At 74.3% G+C, this 15,694-nt stretch carries 12 protein-coding genes; 8 read left to right on the forward strand and 4 right to left on the reverse strand.

What is annotated here, in order from left to right:
- The first annotated feature begins 22 nt into the window (after positions 1–22).
- The 4 genes from ACW14Y_RS38285 to ACW14Y_RS38300 all read left to right on the forward strand — a co-directional run bounded on the left by ACW14Y_RS38285 (position 23) and on the right by ACW14Y_RS38300 (position 5,163).
- Positions 23–1,324, forward strand: a complete 1,302-nt coding sequence (locus tag ACW14Y_RS38285; protein ID WP_456985095.1) for an ABC transporter substrate-binding protein — start codon at positions 23–25, stop codon at positions 1,322–1,324.
- Positions 1,321–2,226, forward strand: coding sequence for a carbohydrate ABC transporter permease (locus ACW14Y_RS38290; protein ID WP_456985096.1), 906 nt, complete (start codon positions 1,321–1,323; stop codon positions 2,224–2,226). The genes ACW14Y_RS38285 and ACW14Y_RS38290 overlap by 4 nt, the downstream gene beginning before the upstream one ends.
- Before the next feature lie 34 nt (positions 2,227–2,260).
- Positions 2,261–3,202, forward strand: coding sequence for a carbohydrate ABC transporter permease (locus ACW14Y_RS38295; RefSeq protein WP_456985097.1), 942 nt, complete (start codon positions 2,261–2,263; stop codon positions 3,200–3,202).
- Positions 3,203–3,360: 158 nt separating this feature from the next.
- Complete coding sequence (locus ACW14Y_RS38300) at positions 3,361–5,163, forward strand: CocE/NonD family hydrolase (protein WP_456985098.1); 1,803 nt, start codon at positions 3,361–3,363, stop codon at positions 5,161–5,163.
- Positions 5,164–5,226: 63 nt separating this feature from the next.
- Here ACW14Y_RS38300 and ACW14Y_RS38305 read toward each other — a convergent pair whose 3' ends face one another.
- Positions 5,227–6,885, reverse strand: a complete 1,659-nt coding sequence (locus ACW14Y_RS38305; RefSeq protein WP_456985099.1) for an alpha/beta hydrolase — start codon at positions 6,883–6,885, stop codon at positions 5,227–5,229.
- 735 nt (positions 6,886–7,620) lie between these two features.
- Here ACW14Y_RS38305 and ACW14Y_RS38310 point away from each other — a divergent pair.
- Positions 7,621–8,229: a polysaccharide deacetylase family protein gene (locus tag ACW14Y_RS38310; protein ID WP_456985100.1), complete on the forward strand. Its 609-nt coding sequence runs from the start codon at positions 7,621–7,623 to the stop codon at positions 8,227–8,229.
- Positions 8,230–8,249: 20 nt separating this feature from the next.
- On the opposite strand, the gene ACW14Y_RS38315 is transcribed toward ACW14Y_RS38310, so the two are convergent.
- A complete protein-coding gene (locus ACW14Y_RS38315) occupies positions 8,250–8,777 on the reverse strand; it encodes an adenylate kinase (protein WP_456985101.1) in 528 nt (175 codons plus the stop codon).
- A 61-nt stretch (positions 8,778–8,838) separates the two neighbouring features.
- Entirely contained in the window at positions 8,839–9,699 is an 861-nt protein-coding gene (locus ACW14Y_RS38320) for an NAD(+)/NADH kinase (RefSeq protein ID WP_380303600.1), read from the reverse strand.
- Between the two features lie 184 nt (positions 9,700–9,883).
- Here ACW14Y_RS38320 and ACW14Y_RS38325 point away from each other — a divergent pair, with 184 nt between their 5' ends.
- Entirely contained in the window at positions 9,884–10,246 is a 363-nt protein-coding gene (locus ACW14Y_RS38325) for a UBP-type zinc finger domain-containing protein (protein WP_380303598.1), read from the forward strand.
- Between the two features lie 48 nt (positions 10,247–10,294).
- Here ACW14Y_RS38325 and ACW14Y_RS38330 read toward each other — a convergent pair whose 3' ends face one another.
- Positions 10,295–11,239 (reverse strand): DUF5996 family protein, encoded by a 945-nt coding sequence (locus ACW14Y_RS38330; RefSeq protein ID WP_456985102.1) that lies wholly within the window; start codon positions 11,237–11,239, stop codon positions 10,295–10,297.
- A 157-nt stretch (positions 11,240–11,396) separates the two neighbouring features.
- Here ACW14Y_RS38330 and ACW14Y_RS38335 point away from each other — a divergent pair, with 157 nt between their 5' ends.
- Entirely contained in the window at positions 11,397–12,437 is a 1,041-nt protein-coding gene (locus ACW14Y_RS38335) for an alpha/beta fold hydrolase (protein ID WP_456985103.1), read from the forward strand.
- Between the two features lie 82 nt (positions 12,438–12,519).
- The gene (locus ACW14Y_RS38340; RefSeq protein WP_456985104.1) at positions 12,520–15,663 is read left to right on the forward strand and encodes an AfsR/SARP family transcriptional regulator; all 3,144 of its coding nucleotides are present in this window, start codon (positions 12,520–12,522) and stop codon (positions 15,661–15,663) included.
- The last annotated feature ends 31 nt before the right edge of the window (positions 15,664–15,694 follow it).

A 15,694-nucleotide genomic window follows, 5' to 3' on the forward strand; every position in this document is an offset into this window, starting at 1 on the left:
TCACCGGAACGGGACCTCCACCATGACCACGCACCTTCCCGCGACCACGCACCTCCCCGCCGGACGCCTCCTCGCGGCCGCCGTCGCCGCCGCACTCGCCTCGGGCCTGCTCGCCGGTTGCGGAGGCGGCGGTGACACCGGCGCCTCCTTCACCTACTGGTCGATGTGGAACCAGAACGAGCCGCAGGCCGAGGTCATCCAGGCGGTGGCCAAGCGGTTCACCGAGGACACCGGCATCAAGGTGACCGTCCAGTGGCAGGGCCGCCAGGTGATCCAGAAGATCACCCCCACCCTGAAGGGCGGCGCCGCGGCCGACCTGGTCGACAACTCGGTCAACGCGCTCGGCGCCCTGGTCGCGGCCGGCCAGAGCGCCGACCTGACGTCCGTGTACGCCGCGCGGATCCCCGGCGAGGACACCACCGTCGGCCAGGTGATCCCGGACAAGTACCGCACCTACCTCAACGACCGCGACGGCAAGCCGTTCATGGTGCCCTACTCGGTCGCCACCGAGGGCGTCTGGTTCAACACCGCCGCCTACCCGGACCTCGCCACCGCCCCGCCCAGGACCTGGGAGGAGCTGGTCGCGAAGCTCGACGCGATCAAGGCGACCGGCATCGCCCCGATCGCCCTGCCCAGCAACGACCCCTACTGGACCCTGCTCACCCTGCAGCGCCAGCTCGGCACGGACGGCCTGCGCGCGCTCGCCGCCGACCGCAGCGGAGCCGCCTGGGACGACCCGAGGGTCCGCGCCGCCGCCGGCAAGGTCGAGCAGCTGCGCAAGAACTACTTCGTCAAGGGCTACGAGTCCACCCAGGGCACCCAGGCGCAGACCGGCTGGGCCCAGGGCAAGGCGGCCTTCTACCTCAACGGCACCTGGGTGCCCGGCGAGAGCCGTCCCAACATCCCCGCCGGTTTCACCTTCGGCAACTTCCAGCTCCCCGCCATCGACGGCGGCAACACCGCGGTCGGCGTGAACTTCTTCGGGTTCGCGGTGCCCAGGAGTGCCAAGCACACGGCCGAGGCGGAGCGGTTCATCGCGTACTTCATGCACAAGGACCGCCTCTCGGGCATCGCGACCAAGGCCCTGAACATCACCCCGCGCACCGACATCCCGGCGCCCGCCGAACTCACCGCCGTCGCCCGGGCCCTCGACGGCAACGAGGTCTACGCCGACCAGGCCCGGCTGTTCGTCGACTACGCCGCCTGGGCCACCAAGGCGTACACCCCGAACGTGGTCCGCTTCATCCAGGGCGTCACCACCGCGGACGAGTTCGTCGCGCAGACCAAGCAGGCCTCCGTCGACTTCTGGAAGGCCAACCCGTGAGCGCCGCCACCGCGTCGCCGCTGGAACGGCGCCGCGGCCGGATCTTCGGACCGTTCGTGGCGCCGGCGGTGGCCCTGTACACGGTCCTGTTCATCGGCCCGACCCTGTACGCGATGTACACCAGCCTCACCGACTGGGACGGCATCAACTCCCCGCGCTGGGCCGGTCTGCGCAACTACACCCAGCTGCTGCACGACCCCGCGTTCCGCTCCGCCTTCGGCAACACCCTGAAGATCGTGTTCGGCGTCGGCGGAGTGGTCTTCGTGCTGAGCTTCGGCTTCCTGCTGATGCTCCGCGAGATGCGCGGCCGCAAGCTGATCCGCGGGGTGGTCTTCGTCCCGCACATCGTCTCCTCCGTCGTGCTGGCCATCTTCTGGGGCTCGCTGCTCAACCTGGACGGCCTGGTCAACCAGGCCCTCGGCCCGCTGGGGATCGACCCGGTGGAGTGGCTGCGGCCGAGCTGGACGACCAACGCCGTACTGGTCGCCCTGGTCTGGATCAACACCGGCTACTACGTGACCATCCTGATGTCCGGCGTCGACCGGATCCCCGAGTCCTACTACGAGGCGGCCCGGCTCGACGGGGCCAACGCCTGGCAGCGCTTCCGCCACGTCACGCTGCCGCTCTCCTGGGACGTGACCGCCGCCGCCGCGGTGCTGTGGACCATCACCTCGGTCAAGATCTTCGAGTTCGTCCTCGCCTTCGGCGGCAACCAGGGCGCCCTGCCGCCCACCTACCAGTGGAACAACGCCCTCTTCGTCTACGGGGAGACCGTCGGCGGGATCACCCCGCTCAACCAGTTCGGCTACGCCTCGGCCTCCGCCGTCACCACCCTGGCGTTCGTCGCCGTCCTGGTGGTCGTGCTGCGCCGGGTGATGCGCCGGGAAGCCCTGCAGTTCTGAACCCCCTCGCACGCTTCGACGAAAGGTTCCTGCGATGACCACCGTCGCGACCGGGCCGGACGAGTCCGGGGTCCGGCCCCGCAGCGCCCCGCCCCGCAGCGCCCCGCCCCGCAGCGCCCCGCCCCGCCGGGCCCGCCGCCGTCGCGCGGCGGTCGCGCTCGGCCGGCTGCCCGGGACGGCCGCCGTCTGGCTCTTCACCGGCTTCTGCCTGTTCGCCTTCGGGTTCCTGCTGCTCAGCTCGCTCAAGAGCAGCCGGGACGTGATGGAGCACCCCTGGTCCCCGCCCACCGCGCTCCACTTCGAGAACTGGTCGACCGCCTGGAACGAGGGCGGGTTCGGCCCCGCCTTCGCGAACTCCGCGCTGCTGGTGGTCGCCGCGGCCACGGTGACCGTCGTCGTCGCCGGACCGGCCGCCTATGTGCTCGGCCGCCGCCCCGGCCGGGTGTCCGACGGCCTCGGCCTGTACTTCGTGCTCGGCCTCGGCATCCCCGTCCAGGTGATGGTGCTGCCGCTGTACGCGCTGATGAACCGGCTCGGACTGATCGACAGCCTCTTCGGCCTGTTCGTGCTGTACGTGGTGACCTCGCTGCCGTTCACGGTCTTCCTGCTGACGGCCTTCTTCGCCTCGCTCCCGGCCGAACTGGAGGAGGCGGCCGCCCTCGACGGGGTGTCGGCGGCGATGACGTTCTGGCGGATCATGCTGCCGCTCGCCCGCGGCGGGCTGGTGACGGCGACCCTGCTGAACGCCATGGGGATCTGGAACGAGACCCTGCTGGCGCTGATGTTCATCCAGACCGACGACCGCTTCACCCTGCCGCTCGCCCTGCTGAACTACTTCCAGCAGCAGCAGTTCACGGGCGCGGACTACGGCGCGCTGTTCGCCGGGGTGTCGATCTCGATCCTGCCGATGATCGGCCTCTACGCCTGGCTCGGCCGCCGTCTCACCGAGGGGATCACCATGGGGGCCGGCAAATGAGCGGGTGCGCCGGTCGCGGGTGTTGACGCGGGCCCGCCGGAGTTCACTCGTTCGAGTGGAGCTGACTGGTCATCAGTTTGTGCCCGCCGTACCGGAACATGATTCGCCCGAACGGTGCCCGCCACGGGCACCCCGCTGATCAATGAAGGGCGCTTCGTATGACTACTGCTGGAGAGCCGACCCCCTCGGTCACCGACGCGACACTCACCGACATCGCCACCCACGGTCTCTGGCGCGGTGCGAGTCTCGACATCAACCCGTCGGTGCTCGCCGTCGCCGAGGCGCTGCTCGCGGCCGTCCGGGGCACGGGGACGGAGGCCGCGCTGCCCGAGGAGCTGCGGGAGCTGGCGGCGGGCGTGCGGCAGCGCGCAGAGGTCGGTTTCCCCCGCATCGCCACGGCGGACGGCTTCGGGCTCTCGGCGTTCTCGATCAGGCAGAGCGGTTCCGAGCAGCGCCCGGTGGTGATCGTGCCCGCCGGCTGGAACCCCTACGGCTGGCTGCCCTTCGTCTTCGGCTACCTCTCGCTGGCGGCGCGCGGCTACCACGTGCTGGCCTACACCCCGCGGGGCATCGGCACACCGGGCCTGGTGTCCACCTCCGAGGGGTTCGTCGACGTCGCCGGTCCGAAGGACTGGGCGGACGGCTCGCTCGTGATCGACTTCGCGCAGGAGCACTTCGACCCGAACAAGGTCGGTTTCCTCGGCCTGTCCTACGGTTCCGGGATCAGCCAGCTGGTCGCCGCGCACGACGAGGACAACCGGGTCGCCGTCGTGGCCGCGCTGAGCACCTGGGGGAACCTCGCCACCAGCCTCTACGACCACGGCACCCGGCACGAGGAGGCCGTGCGGCTGCTGGTCGGCTTCACCGGCGGCGAGGAGGAGGACAAGTTCGACGAGCCGACGCGGGAGATCCTCCGGTTCTTCCGGGACGGGGAGAACATGGACCGCGTGGTGGAGTGGGGCACCGAGCGCTCCCCGGAGGCCTATGTGGACCGCACCAACGAGCGCGGGATCCCGACCTACTACTCGAACACCTGGCACGAGGGCCTGTTCCCGGTCGGCGAGGCGATCGACACCTTCGAGAAGCTCACCGTCCCGAAGCACCTGAACCTCTGGATCGGCGACCACGGGGCCCCGGAGGGCACCGGCATCAGCGGCGTGTCGACCGGACTGCCCTTCCCCGGCCTGCTGACGCCGATCCGGGAGGCGTACGCCTGGCTGGACCACCACCTGCTCGGCGCGGCCAACGAAGTGCCGGAGTGGCCGGTGGTCAACAGCCAGGTCATGTTCACCTACAGGACCGCGCCGGTCCTCGGCGGCGGCCGGGTGATCACCACCCCGGCGCGGCGCGAACCGCTCGACTCCTGGGCCGATGCCACCGTCAGCACCGAGGCCTGGTACCTGGGCGGGAACGGCGGCAACGGCGACGGCACCCTGTCCGACAAGCCCTCGGCGGGCTGGAGCCGGGGCTTCACCGCGGGCCACGAGACCGCCGCCACGGCGATGGACGAGATCATGGCCACCGGCCAGAAGGAGTGGTTCGGCAACCCGAAGGAGTACGAGCCGGCGGCCTTCGAGCGGGACCGGCTGCTGCTGTGGTCCACCGAGGCGCTGGCGGGCGGCCGCCGGATCCGCGGCTCCGCCGGGGTCAGGCTCGCCGTCCGTACGGAGGCGGCCGACGCCGTCACCCTGGTCGCCTATCTCTTCGACCTGGCTCCGGACGGCGGCGCCCGGATCATCACCCATGAGCCCTTCACCGCCACCGGCCTCAGTGCCGGTACCGAGCTGACCCTCGACTGGAAGCTCCAGCCGGCCGCCTACGACCTGCCCGACGGCCACCGTCTCGCCCTGGTCGTCAACAGCCGGGACAAGCTCTACGCCTTCACGGGTGCGGCGGACAGCACCACGACGATCACCTCCCCGGCCCAGGGGGAGGCCGTCCTGGAGCTGCCGCTCGGCTGAGCCGCGCCGCCCCTACGCGAGGGGTGTCGCGGCCGGATCCGGTCGGCCGCGACACCCCCGGCCTCAGCAGGTCGCGCCGGGTGCCACCGGGGTCAGCCCGGTCAGGTAGCCGTCCACGGCACCGTCGACACAGGCGTTGCCGCGCCCGTACGCGGTGTGGCCCGCCCCCTTGTGGGTGAGCAGCATCCCGCCCGGCAACTGGGCGGCCAGGCTCTGCGCGTCCTCGTACGGGGTGGCCGGGTCGCCGGTGGTACCGACGACCAGGACGGGCGGCAGGCCCGGGGCCGCCACCCGGTGCGGCGTGGTCCCGCCCTTCGGCCAGGTGCGGCAGTCGAGTTCGGCGAGGGCGGTGGAGGCGCCGAAGACACCGGACTGCTGCCGGGCGCGGTCGAGGAGGCTCCAGTAGGCCTGCGGGTCGGCGGGGTGCGGGATGTCCAGGCAGTTGACGGCCGACAGCACGGCGTCGGAGTTGTCCGGGACGGCCCCGCCACTGCCGCCGCCACCGTCACCGCCGTCGTCGGTGGTGCCGCTCGCGTCGCCGGCCAGCTCGGCGAGTGCGGTGCCGTTCCCCCGGTTCGCGCTGCGCAGCGCCTCGGAGAGCGGCTTCCACTGGCTCTCGGGTGTGTACATCGCCTTGGTGAGGGCGCTGTGCAGCAGGTTCTGGTCCACCCGCCGGGCACTGCCGTCGACCTTCAGCGGCTTGCGGGCCGTCCGCTCGTACAGGTCGGCGACCAGCTTGCGGATGCCGTCCGGCGAGTCGGCGGGGCAGGCCCGGCCGGCCACGGCGGCGCAGCTGTCGGCGTAGTCGTCGACGGCCCGGCGGAAGGCCACGCCCGAGCGGAGGACCCGCTCCGACCAGTCCTGGGCCGGGTCGACGGCGCCGTCCAGCACCAGGGCCCGGACCCGCCGCGGGAACAACTCCCCGTAGACGGCGCCGAGGTACGTCCCGTAGGACCAGCCGAGGTAGCTCAGCTTCGGGTCGCCCAGTGCGGCCCGAAGGACGTCGAGGTCGCGGGCGGCGTCCTCGGTGCCGACGTGGGGGAGGATCGCCCCGCTGCGGGCCGCGCAGGCCGCCGCGGACCGGTCGGCCCCGGTCAGCAGTGCCTGACGCCCGGCCTCGGTGGTGGGGACCACGGCGTCCCGGTCGGGACCGGCGTTCCGGTCGGGCTCGGCGCTCTGCTCCGGCTTCCCGCAGTCCACGGCGGGCCTGCTGCCCGCGACCCCGCGCGGGTCGAAGCCGACGATGTCGAAGCGGGCCCGGACGCGCTCGCCGAAGGAGGAGATCCCGCCCTCCTTGAGGTGGGCGACCCCGGAGCCGCCGGGGCCGCCGGGGTTGAACACCAGGGAGCCGATCCGTCCGGCGGGGTCGGTGGCGGCCGACCTGACCAGCGGCAGGGTGAAGGTCCTCCCGTCCTCCGGGTGCCGGTAGTCCATCGGGACGGTCAGGGTGGCGCACCGGAGTTCCCCGCAGGTCTTCCAGGCGGGCTGCTGCCGGTAGAAGGCGGCCAGCTCCGGGCGGGCGGCCGGTTCGGCCGGTTCGGCCGTCGCGGTCGGCGCGGAGGTGGCGACCGTCGCGCTCGCGGAGGCGGAGGCGGAGGCGGGGGACGGCGGCGGCCCGGCCTGCGGGCGGGCCGGGTCGGGACCGCAGGCGGCCAGCGGGGCGGCGACGACGGCGGACAGGACGAGCGCGAGCGCGGCGCGGCGTGACGCGGAGTGGTTCAAGGGAGGGTGCTCCGAACGCACGAGGGCGGGCTGTGGGGGCCGACCCGTGGAGATCGCCGCCCGTGGGTGGGGGCGGCTGTCGTCACGCTACGGCGGGCCTTCCCGGCGGAGCGTCCCCCCGAGGTCCCCGACCGGCCCCCCGACCGGCTGAACTCCGCTGCTCCCTGCGGCGTAGCAGCGACGATGACGGGGAGTGACGACGGCGGGGCCCCGGTCGGCGCGGGGATTGGGCTGCCGGAGCGGTCTCGTGCACCCGTAGCAGTGGTCGTCGGAACAGGTCGCCGGGGGAGCGGGCAGGCATATGGCATGCCATCCGATCGTCAGATTGTCTCGCGAAGAATGCTCATGCTCGGGGCCGGGCTTTCACTCCTCGGGGTCGGCGGGTGCCACGGGGACTTCCGGGGACCGCCCCGCGGCGAGGAAGCGGCCGCCGGTGGACCGGATCTCGCCCCGGACGCTGCCGGCTCCGTGTTCCCCTCCCCGGCCGAGTCAACGACCGGGTCACCGACTGGGTCGCCGAGCGGGTCACCGACCGGGGTACCGACCCCGGCGCCCGCGCCGGGCATCGTCGCGTCGGCGGCGGGTACGCCCACGTCTGCCACGGCTGCCCCCGGGTCGGCGCCGAGCACCCCCGCACCCGCCACGGGCGCTCCCGCGCCCAGCGTCCCGCCCGCGCCCAGCAGTCCGCCCGCGCCCAGCAGTCCGTCCGCGTCGGCGGCCGCACCCTCGCCGCGCGTGGTGACCGCCGCCGAGAGCCGGCCGGTGTACGAGCTCGACGCTGGGCGGAAGGTGGTCGCCATCACCGTCGACGACGGACCGGATCCGAAGTACACGCCGGCCGTCCTGGCACTGCTCGACCAGTACGGGATCCGGGCCTCCTTCTTCCTCATCGGCGAGAACGCGACCGCCCACCCCGACCTGGTCCGGGAGGTCGCCGCGCGCGGCCACCACATCGCGAACCACTCCTGGAGCCACCCCGACCTGAGCGGCCTCTCCGCCGCGAAGGTGCGCGACGAACTCGGACGCACCTCCGAACTGCTCGGGCGGCTCACCGGCCGGGCGCCGACGTGGTTCCGCGCCCCGGGCGGCGGCTGGTCGCCGACGGTGCTGAAGGTCGGCGCCGAGCTGGGGATGCGGCCGATGGCCTGGTCCGTCGACCCGCAGGACTGGGCGACGCCGGGGACGGACGTGATCACCGAGCGGCTGGAGAAGGAGCTGCGGCCGGGCGCGATCGTCCTCACCCACGACGGCGGCGGGGACCGCTCGCAGACCGTCGCGGCGCTCAAGGCCTTCCTGCCGATGCTGATCGATTCCGGGTACCGCTTCACCGCGCCGCCCGGCTGACCGGCTTCCGGCGGCCCGCGTCAGCTCGCGCCCGGTCGCCCCGCCGTCCGCAGCCACGCGCGGGCGGCCCGCGCGGAGGTCAGGTGGACCACGGTCAGACCGGGGTGGGCGGCGAGCCGGTCCAGGGTCCGCCGGCGGTGCGCGGAGTGCCGGGCCCAGGCCCAGCGGATCGGGTGCTCCGGGTCCAGCCAGCCGCGGAAGCTCTCGCGGTTGCCGTTCCACAGCTCGCGCCGGGTGACCGCGCGAACCACCGAGCGGCGCAGGACCCGCTGCATGACGGTCCGTCGGGGCAGGTCGAGCCAGACATAGGTGTCGGCGCGGTCCGGCAGCAGGTCCCCCAGCTTGCCGGTGTACTGGTCCTCGACGACCCAGCGCCCGGTCGCCGCGAAGGCCTCGACGTCCGACCGGAACTCGGGGCGCGGGGTCCAGCCCGGGCCGTGGTGCAGCGCGTCCAGCTCGTGGCGGGGCAGGTCGAGCAGCACGGCCAGCCGGGCCGCCATCGTCGTCTTCCCCGCCCCCGAGACCCCGGCGACCAGCACACGTTCCACGGCCACCACCCTAGAGGAGGACGGCGGCGCCGCAGCCGGTGTCGGCCGGTGTCGGCCGGGTTCAGCCGGGTTCCGCCGAGCCGGTGAGGCGGAGTTTGCGCTGCGCCCGCTGGTAGAAGGTGGTCCGGCCGAGCCGGACGACGCGGGCGGCGGCGGGCAGCATGGTCACCTCGACGACGTCGCCCGGCGAGACATGGCCGACCACGCGGCCGTCCGCCTCGACGGCGAGGTCCCCGCTGTGCGGCAGGACCTCCAGGTCGAGCCGCTCACCGCTGGAGAGGAAGACCGAGCGGTTGAACGCGGCGTGCGGCGCCACCGGGGTGATCAGCAGCCCCTCCGCATTGGGGGAGACGATCGGGCCGCCGGCGGAGAAGCTGTACGCGGTGGAGCCGGTCGGCGTGGCGGTCACGATCGCGTCGGCGGTGTAGGCCACGAAGGGCTGGCCCTGGACCCGCACGGCTACCGCCGCGGACCGGTGTCCCGGGCTGCGCAGCAGCACGATGTCGTTGAGCGCCGTCTCCTCGACGGTCCCGAACCGCGCGTGCACCCCGGAGCGCACCTCGACGGTGAAGCGGTGGGCGTCGATGGCGTCCAGCGCGGCCGGGAGTTCCGGGATGTCGACCTCGGCGAGGAAGCCCAGCCGCCCGACGTTGACGCCGAGGACCGGTGCGTGGCCCCCGGCCGCGAGCCGCATGGTGCGCAGCATGGTGCCGTCCCCGCCCAGGCTGATCAGCAGATCGGCGCTCGTGGTCATCTCCTCGGCCCCCACCGGGATGGCCTCGCAGCCGATCCGCGCCACCTCCGTCGCCAGCCCGACGACCTTGGTGCCCCGGGCCCGGCTCCAGCGGACCACGGTGTCCACGGTGGGTGCGCTGGTGCGCTCGGGATGGAGGACCAGGCCCACCGTGCCGATGAATCCCATCCGGGTCACCTCGATGTCGGCCGGGGAGTGCTGCTCCCCTCCAGTCACGCACAGCCGCGCGGGTGCTTCAAGCCCGGGCGCCGCCGGTCGCGGAACCTCCGTCGGAGTCGGATGGTGGAGGTCGGACGGTGGTTGTCGGACGGAGACGTCCGACGGCTCCGGCCCCGATCGGGAGGTATGTCCGATGGACGACGACCAGCAGGACCAGGGGATCGACCCGTCCGTGCCGCCGAGCGGGGACGGCTGCGTGGAGTGCCTGGCGGGGGAGGGGCCGGGGTGGTGGTTCCACCTGCGGCGGTGCGCCGCGTGCGGGCACATCGGCTGCTGCGACTCCTCGCCCTCGCAGCACGGCACCCGGCACGCCCGGGAGGCGGGCCACCCGTTCCTGGCCAGTTTCGAGCCGGGGGAGGAGTGGTTCTGGAACATCGAGACCGAGCAGTACTACGAGGGGCCGGAACTCGCGGCCCCGGCGGCGCACCCGCTCGCCCAGCCGACCCCGGGCCCGCTGGGCAAGGTCCCGGCCGACTGGCAGTCGCACCTGCACTGACCCCTGCACCGGCCCCTGCACCGACCCGCCCGGCCGGCCCGGGGCCGGTCAGGACGGCGGGGTCGACAGTCCGGGGTCCGTGATGCCACCCGGGCAGGCCAGCCGGTCGACGTCCCAGCCGGCCCGGACGGCACCGGCCCGGTACGCGGCCTCGTAGAAGGCGAGGACGGCCGCCCTCGGGTCGGCCTCCGTGCGGGCCTCCGCGTAGCGAAGGACGGCCAGGTGGCTGCCGTTGGCCTCCACCCACCGGGCGGCGGCGGGTGCCAGTGGGTCCCCGGCCAGGTGCTCCGGTTCGGGGGCCGTGTAGGAGTAGAAGGCCGGCTCACCGAGGTCGGCGTCCCCGAACCAGAAGCCGAAGCTGATGAGCTCCCGGGAGTACGCCTCGCGGGTCACCGGGTCCGCCGCCGTCGGCCGGTCGAGGGCGCGTCCGGAGAACCGGGTGTGCGCCAGGTCGAAGGAGTGCCAGAAGAAGTGGACCGGGCTGGCCTTGCCCGAGAAGCGCGCCGAGAACTCCTCCAGCACCAGCGCGACCTGGCCGAGTACCTGCCAGGCGCGGTTCGCCAGGACGGGATCGTACGTCGCGTGCTCGACGTCCTCGGCGAACGGCCGGTCGGTGTCGGGCAGCCGGTAGGGCCGGGGGAACGGCAGCTCGACCCGGATGCCCAGCGCGGCCAGCGTCTCCAGGGTCTGCCGGTGGAACGAGGCGACGGAGTGGCCGGGAAGCGGGAAGGACGCCGTCCTGCCGTCCGCCACGGTGACGACCAGCCGGTGGTCGACGAGGTCGAGGTCGACGGTGAAGACCGGGTTGCCGTCGGCCAGTCCCATCGGCCGGGTGGTGAGCCCGCGCCCGGTCAGGTGGAAGGGCACGTTCCACCAGTGGTTGCGCCGCACGCTCGCCGCCAGCCGGATCTTGCCGACGACCTGGGCGAAGCGGTGCAGCGTCTCCTTCGTGTCCCGCCACTCGTCGAGCGGCATCGGTGGAAAGAGCTCCATCGGGTGTCCTCCTGCCCGTCGGCCGCCCTTCCATCATGACCAGGTCGGCCCGGATACGCAGACGGGCGGACCGGGGCGGACCGGGGAGGACCCGGCGGATCGGGGCGGACCGGGCGCGCGTGCCGGGCCGGGCCTGTCGTCGGGCCTCCGTACAGTCGTGGTCGCACGTGACGACGCCCCGGTGGGAGAGCGGAGCCCGATGGTGGACAACCGGCACACGGTCGAGGTCGAGGTCGAGGCCCAGGTCGAGAGCGAGATCGAGGTCGAGATCAGGAAGGTCGAGGTCGACGGTGCGGAGCTGGCGGCCGAACTCCACGGCGATCCCGCCGATCCCGCGATCGTGCTGATCCACGGCGCGGGACACTGCCGGCTGAACTGGCCGGACGGCTTCGTCCGCCGGCTGGTCGCGGGCGGCCGCTGCGTCGTCCGCTACGACGCCCGGGACGCGGGTGCCTCGACGACCTTCCCGGTCGGCGCGCCGCCGTACACGCTGCCCGACCTCGCCGAGGACGCCGCGGCCGTGATCGACGCCCTCGGGCACGGGCGCGCCCATGTGCTCGGGATGTCCCAGGGCGCCGCGGTCGGCCAGCTCCTGGCCCTCGGCCGTCCCGACCGGGTGGCGACCCTCACCCTCGCCTCCGGAACGCCGGGCATCCCCGGGCAGGAGCAGCCGGACCTGCCGCCCGTGTCGGAACGGCTCGCCGCCTTCTTCGCCCGGGTCGAGCAGGACGCCCAGGTCGAGCAGGACGCTCAGGACGCTCGGGGCGCGAAGGCGGAGCAGGACGCCGCGGCCGCCCGGGAGGCCCTCGTCGCGTCGATCGTCGAGGGCGAGCGCCCCTTCGCCGCCGCCTCGCGCCCGTTCGACGAGGACGGGGTGCGGCGGCTGGCCGCCCGGATCGTCGACCACGCGCGCGACATCGCGGCGCAGTCCACCAACCCCTACCTGCTCGACGCCGGCCCGCCGTGGCGCTCGCGGCTCGGCGCGATCACCGCGCCGACCCTGGTGCTGCACGGCGAGGAGGACCCGCTGTTCCCGCCGGAGCACGGCCGGGCCCTGGCCGCCGAGATCCCCGGCGCCCGCTTCCTCGCCCTGCCGGGCACCGGCCACGAGGTCTTCCCCGGGCACACCTGGGACACCGTCGTCCCGGCCGTCCTCGCCCACACCGCGAACCGGGACGACCCGACCCGCCCGGCCTGAGTAAGGTGATCTTTCCGACCGGTCCGGTGCCAGGGGTGGCGCAGGGCCGCACCGCAGGTCGGACACGGGGGAGAGGGAACGGATGGGCGAGCCGCTCGGCTTCGGGATACTCGGGCCGCTCGCGGTCACGGCCGGCCACGGACCGGTGACGATCGCCGGAGCCAGGCAGCGCACCGTTCTGGCCCTGCTGCTGCTGGACCCGGGCCGCATCGTCGCCACCGACACCCTGGTGGACGTGCTCTGGGACGGCGCTCCGCCGGCCAGCGCACGGACCCAGGTGGCCATCGTCGTGGCGGGGCTGCGCAAGTCGCTCGGCCGCCCGGGCACCGCGGGCCGCGAGGGCGGCGACCACGAGGTCATCGTCACCGCCCACCCCGGCTACCGGCTGCGCACCGACGGCCACACCGTGGACAGCGCCGTCTTCACCGCGCTCGTCGCCGACGCGGAGGCCGCGATCCGCGCGGGCCGGCCGGAGGAGGCGGAGCGCGCTTACACCGAGGCGCTGGCGCTGTGGCGCGGCCGGGCCCTCGCCGGGGTGCGCGGACGACCGGTGGAGGCGGAGGCCGCGCGCTGGGACGAGGTGCGGCTGAGCGTGCAGGAGGCGGCGACCGAGGTCCGGCTCGCGCTCGGCCGGCACCGGGAGCTGCTGCCCGAGCTGGCCGCCCGGGTCAGGGAGCACCCGCTGCGCGAACGGGCCCGCCAGCAGCTGATCCTCGCGCAGTACCGGTCCGGCCGCCGGGCCGAGGCGATGGCGGGCTTCCGGGAGGCCAGGCGCCGTCTCATCGACGAGCTGGGCGTCCAGCCGGGGCCTGCCCTGCGCGAGCTGAACGAGGCGATGCTGCGGGACGACCCGGTGCTGCTGCCCGGGCCGTCCGCCGACCCGGGGACGGCGCCCGTACCCGCCCGCACCGCGGCGGCCGCCCGGCCGCCGGCGCGACGGGGGCTGCCGCGCGGTCTCCCGGTGCCGTCCGAACTCCCGCCGGAGGCAGCGGGGTTCGCCGGCCGGACGGAGGAACTCGCCGCGCTGGACTCCCTGTTGGCGCCGCACCCGGACGGCGCCGGGCCCGTCCCGGCCGTCGGCCTGGTCACCGGTGTCGCCGGGGTGGGCAAGACCGGCCTCGCCGTCCGCTGGGCGCACCGGGTCCGGGACCGCTTCCCGGACGGCACGCTCTTCGCCGACCTGCGCGGCTACTCCGACGAGCACGCGCTGACCACCGCCGACGACGTCCTGGGGCGGTTCCTCCGCGCGCTCGGGGTGGAGAGCGACGCCGTCCCGAGCGGGTCGGAGGACCGCGTCGCGCTCTACCGCAGCCTGCTGGCCGGCCGCCGGGTGCTGATCGTCCTCGACAACGTCCGGACGTTCGCGCAGCTGCGGCCGCTGCTGCCCGGCAGCGCCGGGTGCACCGTCCTGGCCACCAGCCGGGACCAGTTGGAGGAGCTGGTGACCTGGCCGCAGGCGGCCCGGGTCCGGCTCGGACTGCTGCCCCGGCCGGAGTCCGTCGAGCTCCTCGAACGCGTCGTCGGGCGGGCCCGCCTCCAGGACGCGCCCGAGGACGTCGCCCGGCTGGCCGAGCTCTGCGACCGGCTGCCGCTCGCGCTGCGGATCGCCGGCGCCCGGCTGGCGTCGAAGCCGCACTGGACGGTCCGCCACCTGGTCACCCGGCTGGCCGACGAACGGCGGCGGCTGGACGAACTGAGCCGGGGCGAGTCCCAGGTGCGGGCGAGCTTCGCGCTGAGCTACCGCTACCTGCCGCCCGACGCGGCCCGGCTCTGCCGGCTGCTCGGGCTGCTCGCCGTCCCCGACTTCGCGGCCTGGGCCGGCGCCGCACTGCTGGACACCGGGGTGGCGGAGGCCGAACGCCTCGTGGAGCACCTGGTGGACACCCAGTTCCTGGAGGCCGTCGGGATCGACGCCGCCGGGCAACTGCGCTACCGCTTCCACGACCTGATGCGGCTGTACGCGGGCGAGCTGGCCCGGGACGAGGAGCCGGAGGCAGCGCGGGACGCGGCCCGCGAACGCTTCTTCCTCACCTTCCTGGGCATCGCCGACGAGGCCCGGCGCCGCGAGTACGGCGGCCCGTTCGCGGTGATCCGCGGGAGCAGCCCGAGCCCGGACCTCGACCCGGCCCTGCTGGACGAACTGCTGGCCGTCCCGCTCGACTGGTACGAGGCCGAGCGGCTGTCGCTGGTCGCCGCCGTGGACCAGGCCGCCAGGACGGGCCTGGCCGGGCTGTCCTGGGAACTGGCGGCCGCGACGGGGACGCTGTTCACCGCGCGCAACTACGTGGAGGACTGGCGCCGGTGCAGCGGGACCGCCCTGGAGGCGGCCCGGGCCGCGGGGGACCGGCGCGGCGAGGCGGCCATGGAGCGGGAACTCGGCGGGGTGGAGCTGCGGCTGAGCCGGCTCGACGCCTCGGCCCGGCACTACGGGCGCGCTCTGGAGCTGTTCGAGGCCGAGGGCGACGACTTCGGCCGGGCGATGGTGCTCAACGGCCTCGCGCTCGTCGACCGGCACCGGGGCGGCTACGAACTGGCCGAACACCGGCTGCGGGACGCCCTGGCGGTCTTCCGGGCGGTCGGCGACCTCTCCTGCGAGGGGTTCGCCCTGCAGAGCCTCGCCCAGTGCGCCCTCGACCTCGAACGGCCCGAGGAAGCGGTCGCACTCGGCCAGGAGGCCGTGCGGATCTGCGAGAGCATCGGCGGGACGCTGCGCGGCATCGCGCAGGCCCGCTACCGGCTGGCCTGCGCCCACCTGGCGGTCGGCCGGCCGGAGACGGCGGCCGTGGAGTTCACCCGCGCGCTCGCGATCGTCCGGGAGCGTTCGGACCTGCTCGGGCTGGCGTACACGCTGCTGGGGTTCGCCGAGGCCCGGCACCGGGCGGGCGCGGTGGACGAGGCCGAGCGGACGTTGGAGGAGGCGCTGGAGGTGGCCGGGCGGACCTGGAGCCCGATCGTGGAGGCGAAGGTCAGGCTCTACCTCGGCGAACTCCACCACGAGGCCGGCCGGCCGGTCCCGGCCCGGGCGCAGCTGGGCGCCGCGCTCGATCTCTTCCGCGGCATCGACGCGCCGCCCTGGGTGGAGCGGGCCGCGGCCGCCCTGGCCCGCACGGGCGAAGCGTGCCCGGACCCGGCGGAGGCCCGACCGGACACCGTCACGGCCCGACCGGACCCCGCCACCGCCCGCCCGGACCCCGCCGCGGTTCAACCGGACCCCGCCGCGGTTTAACCGGCCGATAAGCCCCCGATAACGCCGCTCC

The organism is Kitasatospora sp. cg17-2 (assembly GCF_054031055.1).

Bases quoted from the DNA above. Each gene is read 5' to 3' on its own strand.
- ACW14Y_RS38285 (WP_456985095.1), top strand. From the start codon at position 23: ATGACCACGCACCTTCCCGCGACCACGCACCTCCCCGCCGGACGCCTC.
- ACW14Y_RS38295 (WP_456985097.1), top strand. From the start codon at position 2,261: ATGACCACCGTCGCGACCGGGCCGGACGAGTCCGGGGTCCGGCCCCGC.
- ACW14Y_RS38300 (WP_456985098.1), top strand. From the start codon at position 3,361: ATGACTACTGCTGGAGAGCCGACCCCCTCGGTCACCGACGCGACACTC.
- ACW14Y_RS38320 (WP_380303600.1), bottom strand. From the start codon at position 9,699: ATGGGATTCATCGGCACGGTGGGCCTGGTCCTCCATCCCGAGCGCACC.
- ACW14Y_RS38325 (WP_380303598.1), top strand. From the start codon at position 9,884: ATGGACGACGACCAGCAGGACCAGGGGATCGACCCGTCCGTGCCGCCG.
- ACW14Y_RS38330 (WP_456985102.1), bottom strand. From the start codon at position 11,239: ATGGAGCTCTTTCCACCGATGCCGCTCGACGAGTGGCGGGACACGAAG.
- ACW14Y_RS38340 (WP_456985104.1), top strand. From the start codon at position 12,520: ATGGGCGAGCCGCTCGGCTTCGGGATACTCGGGCCGCTCGCGGTCACG.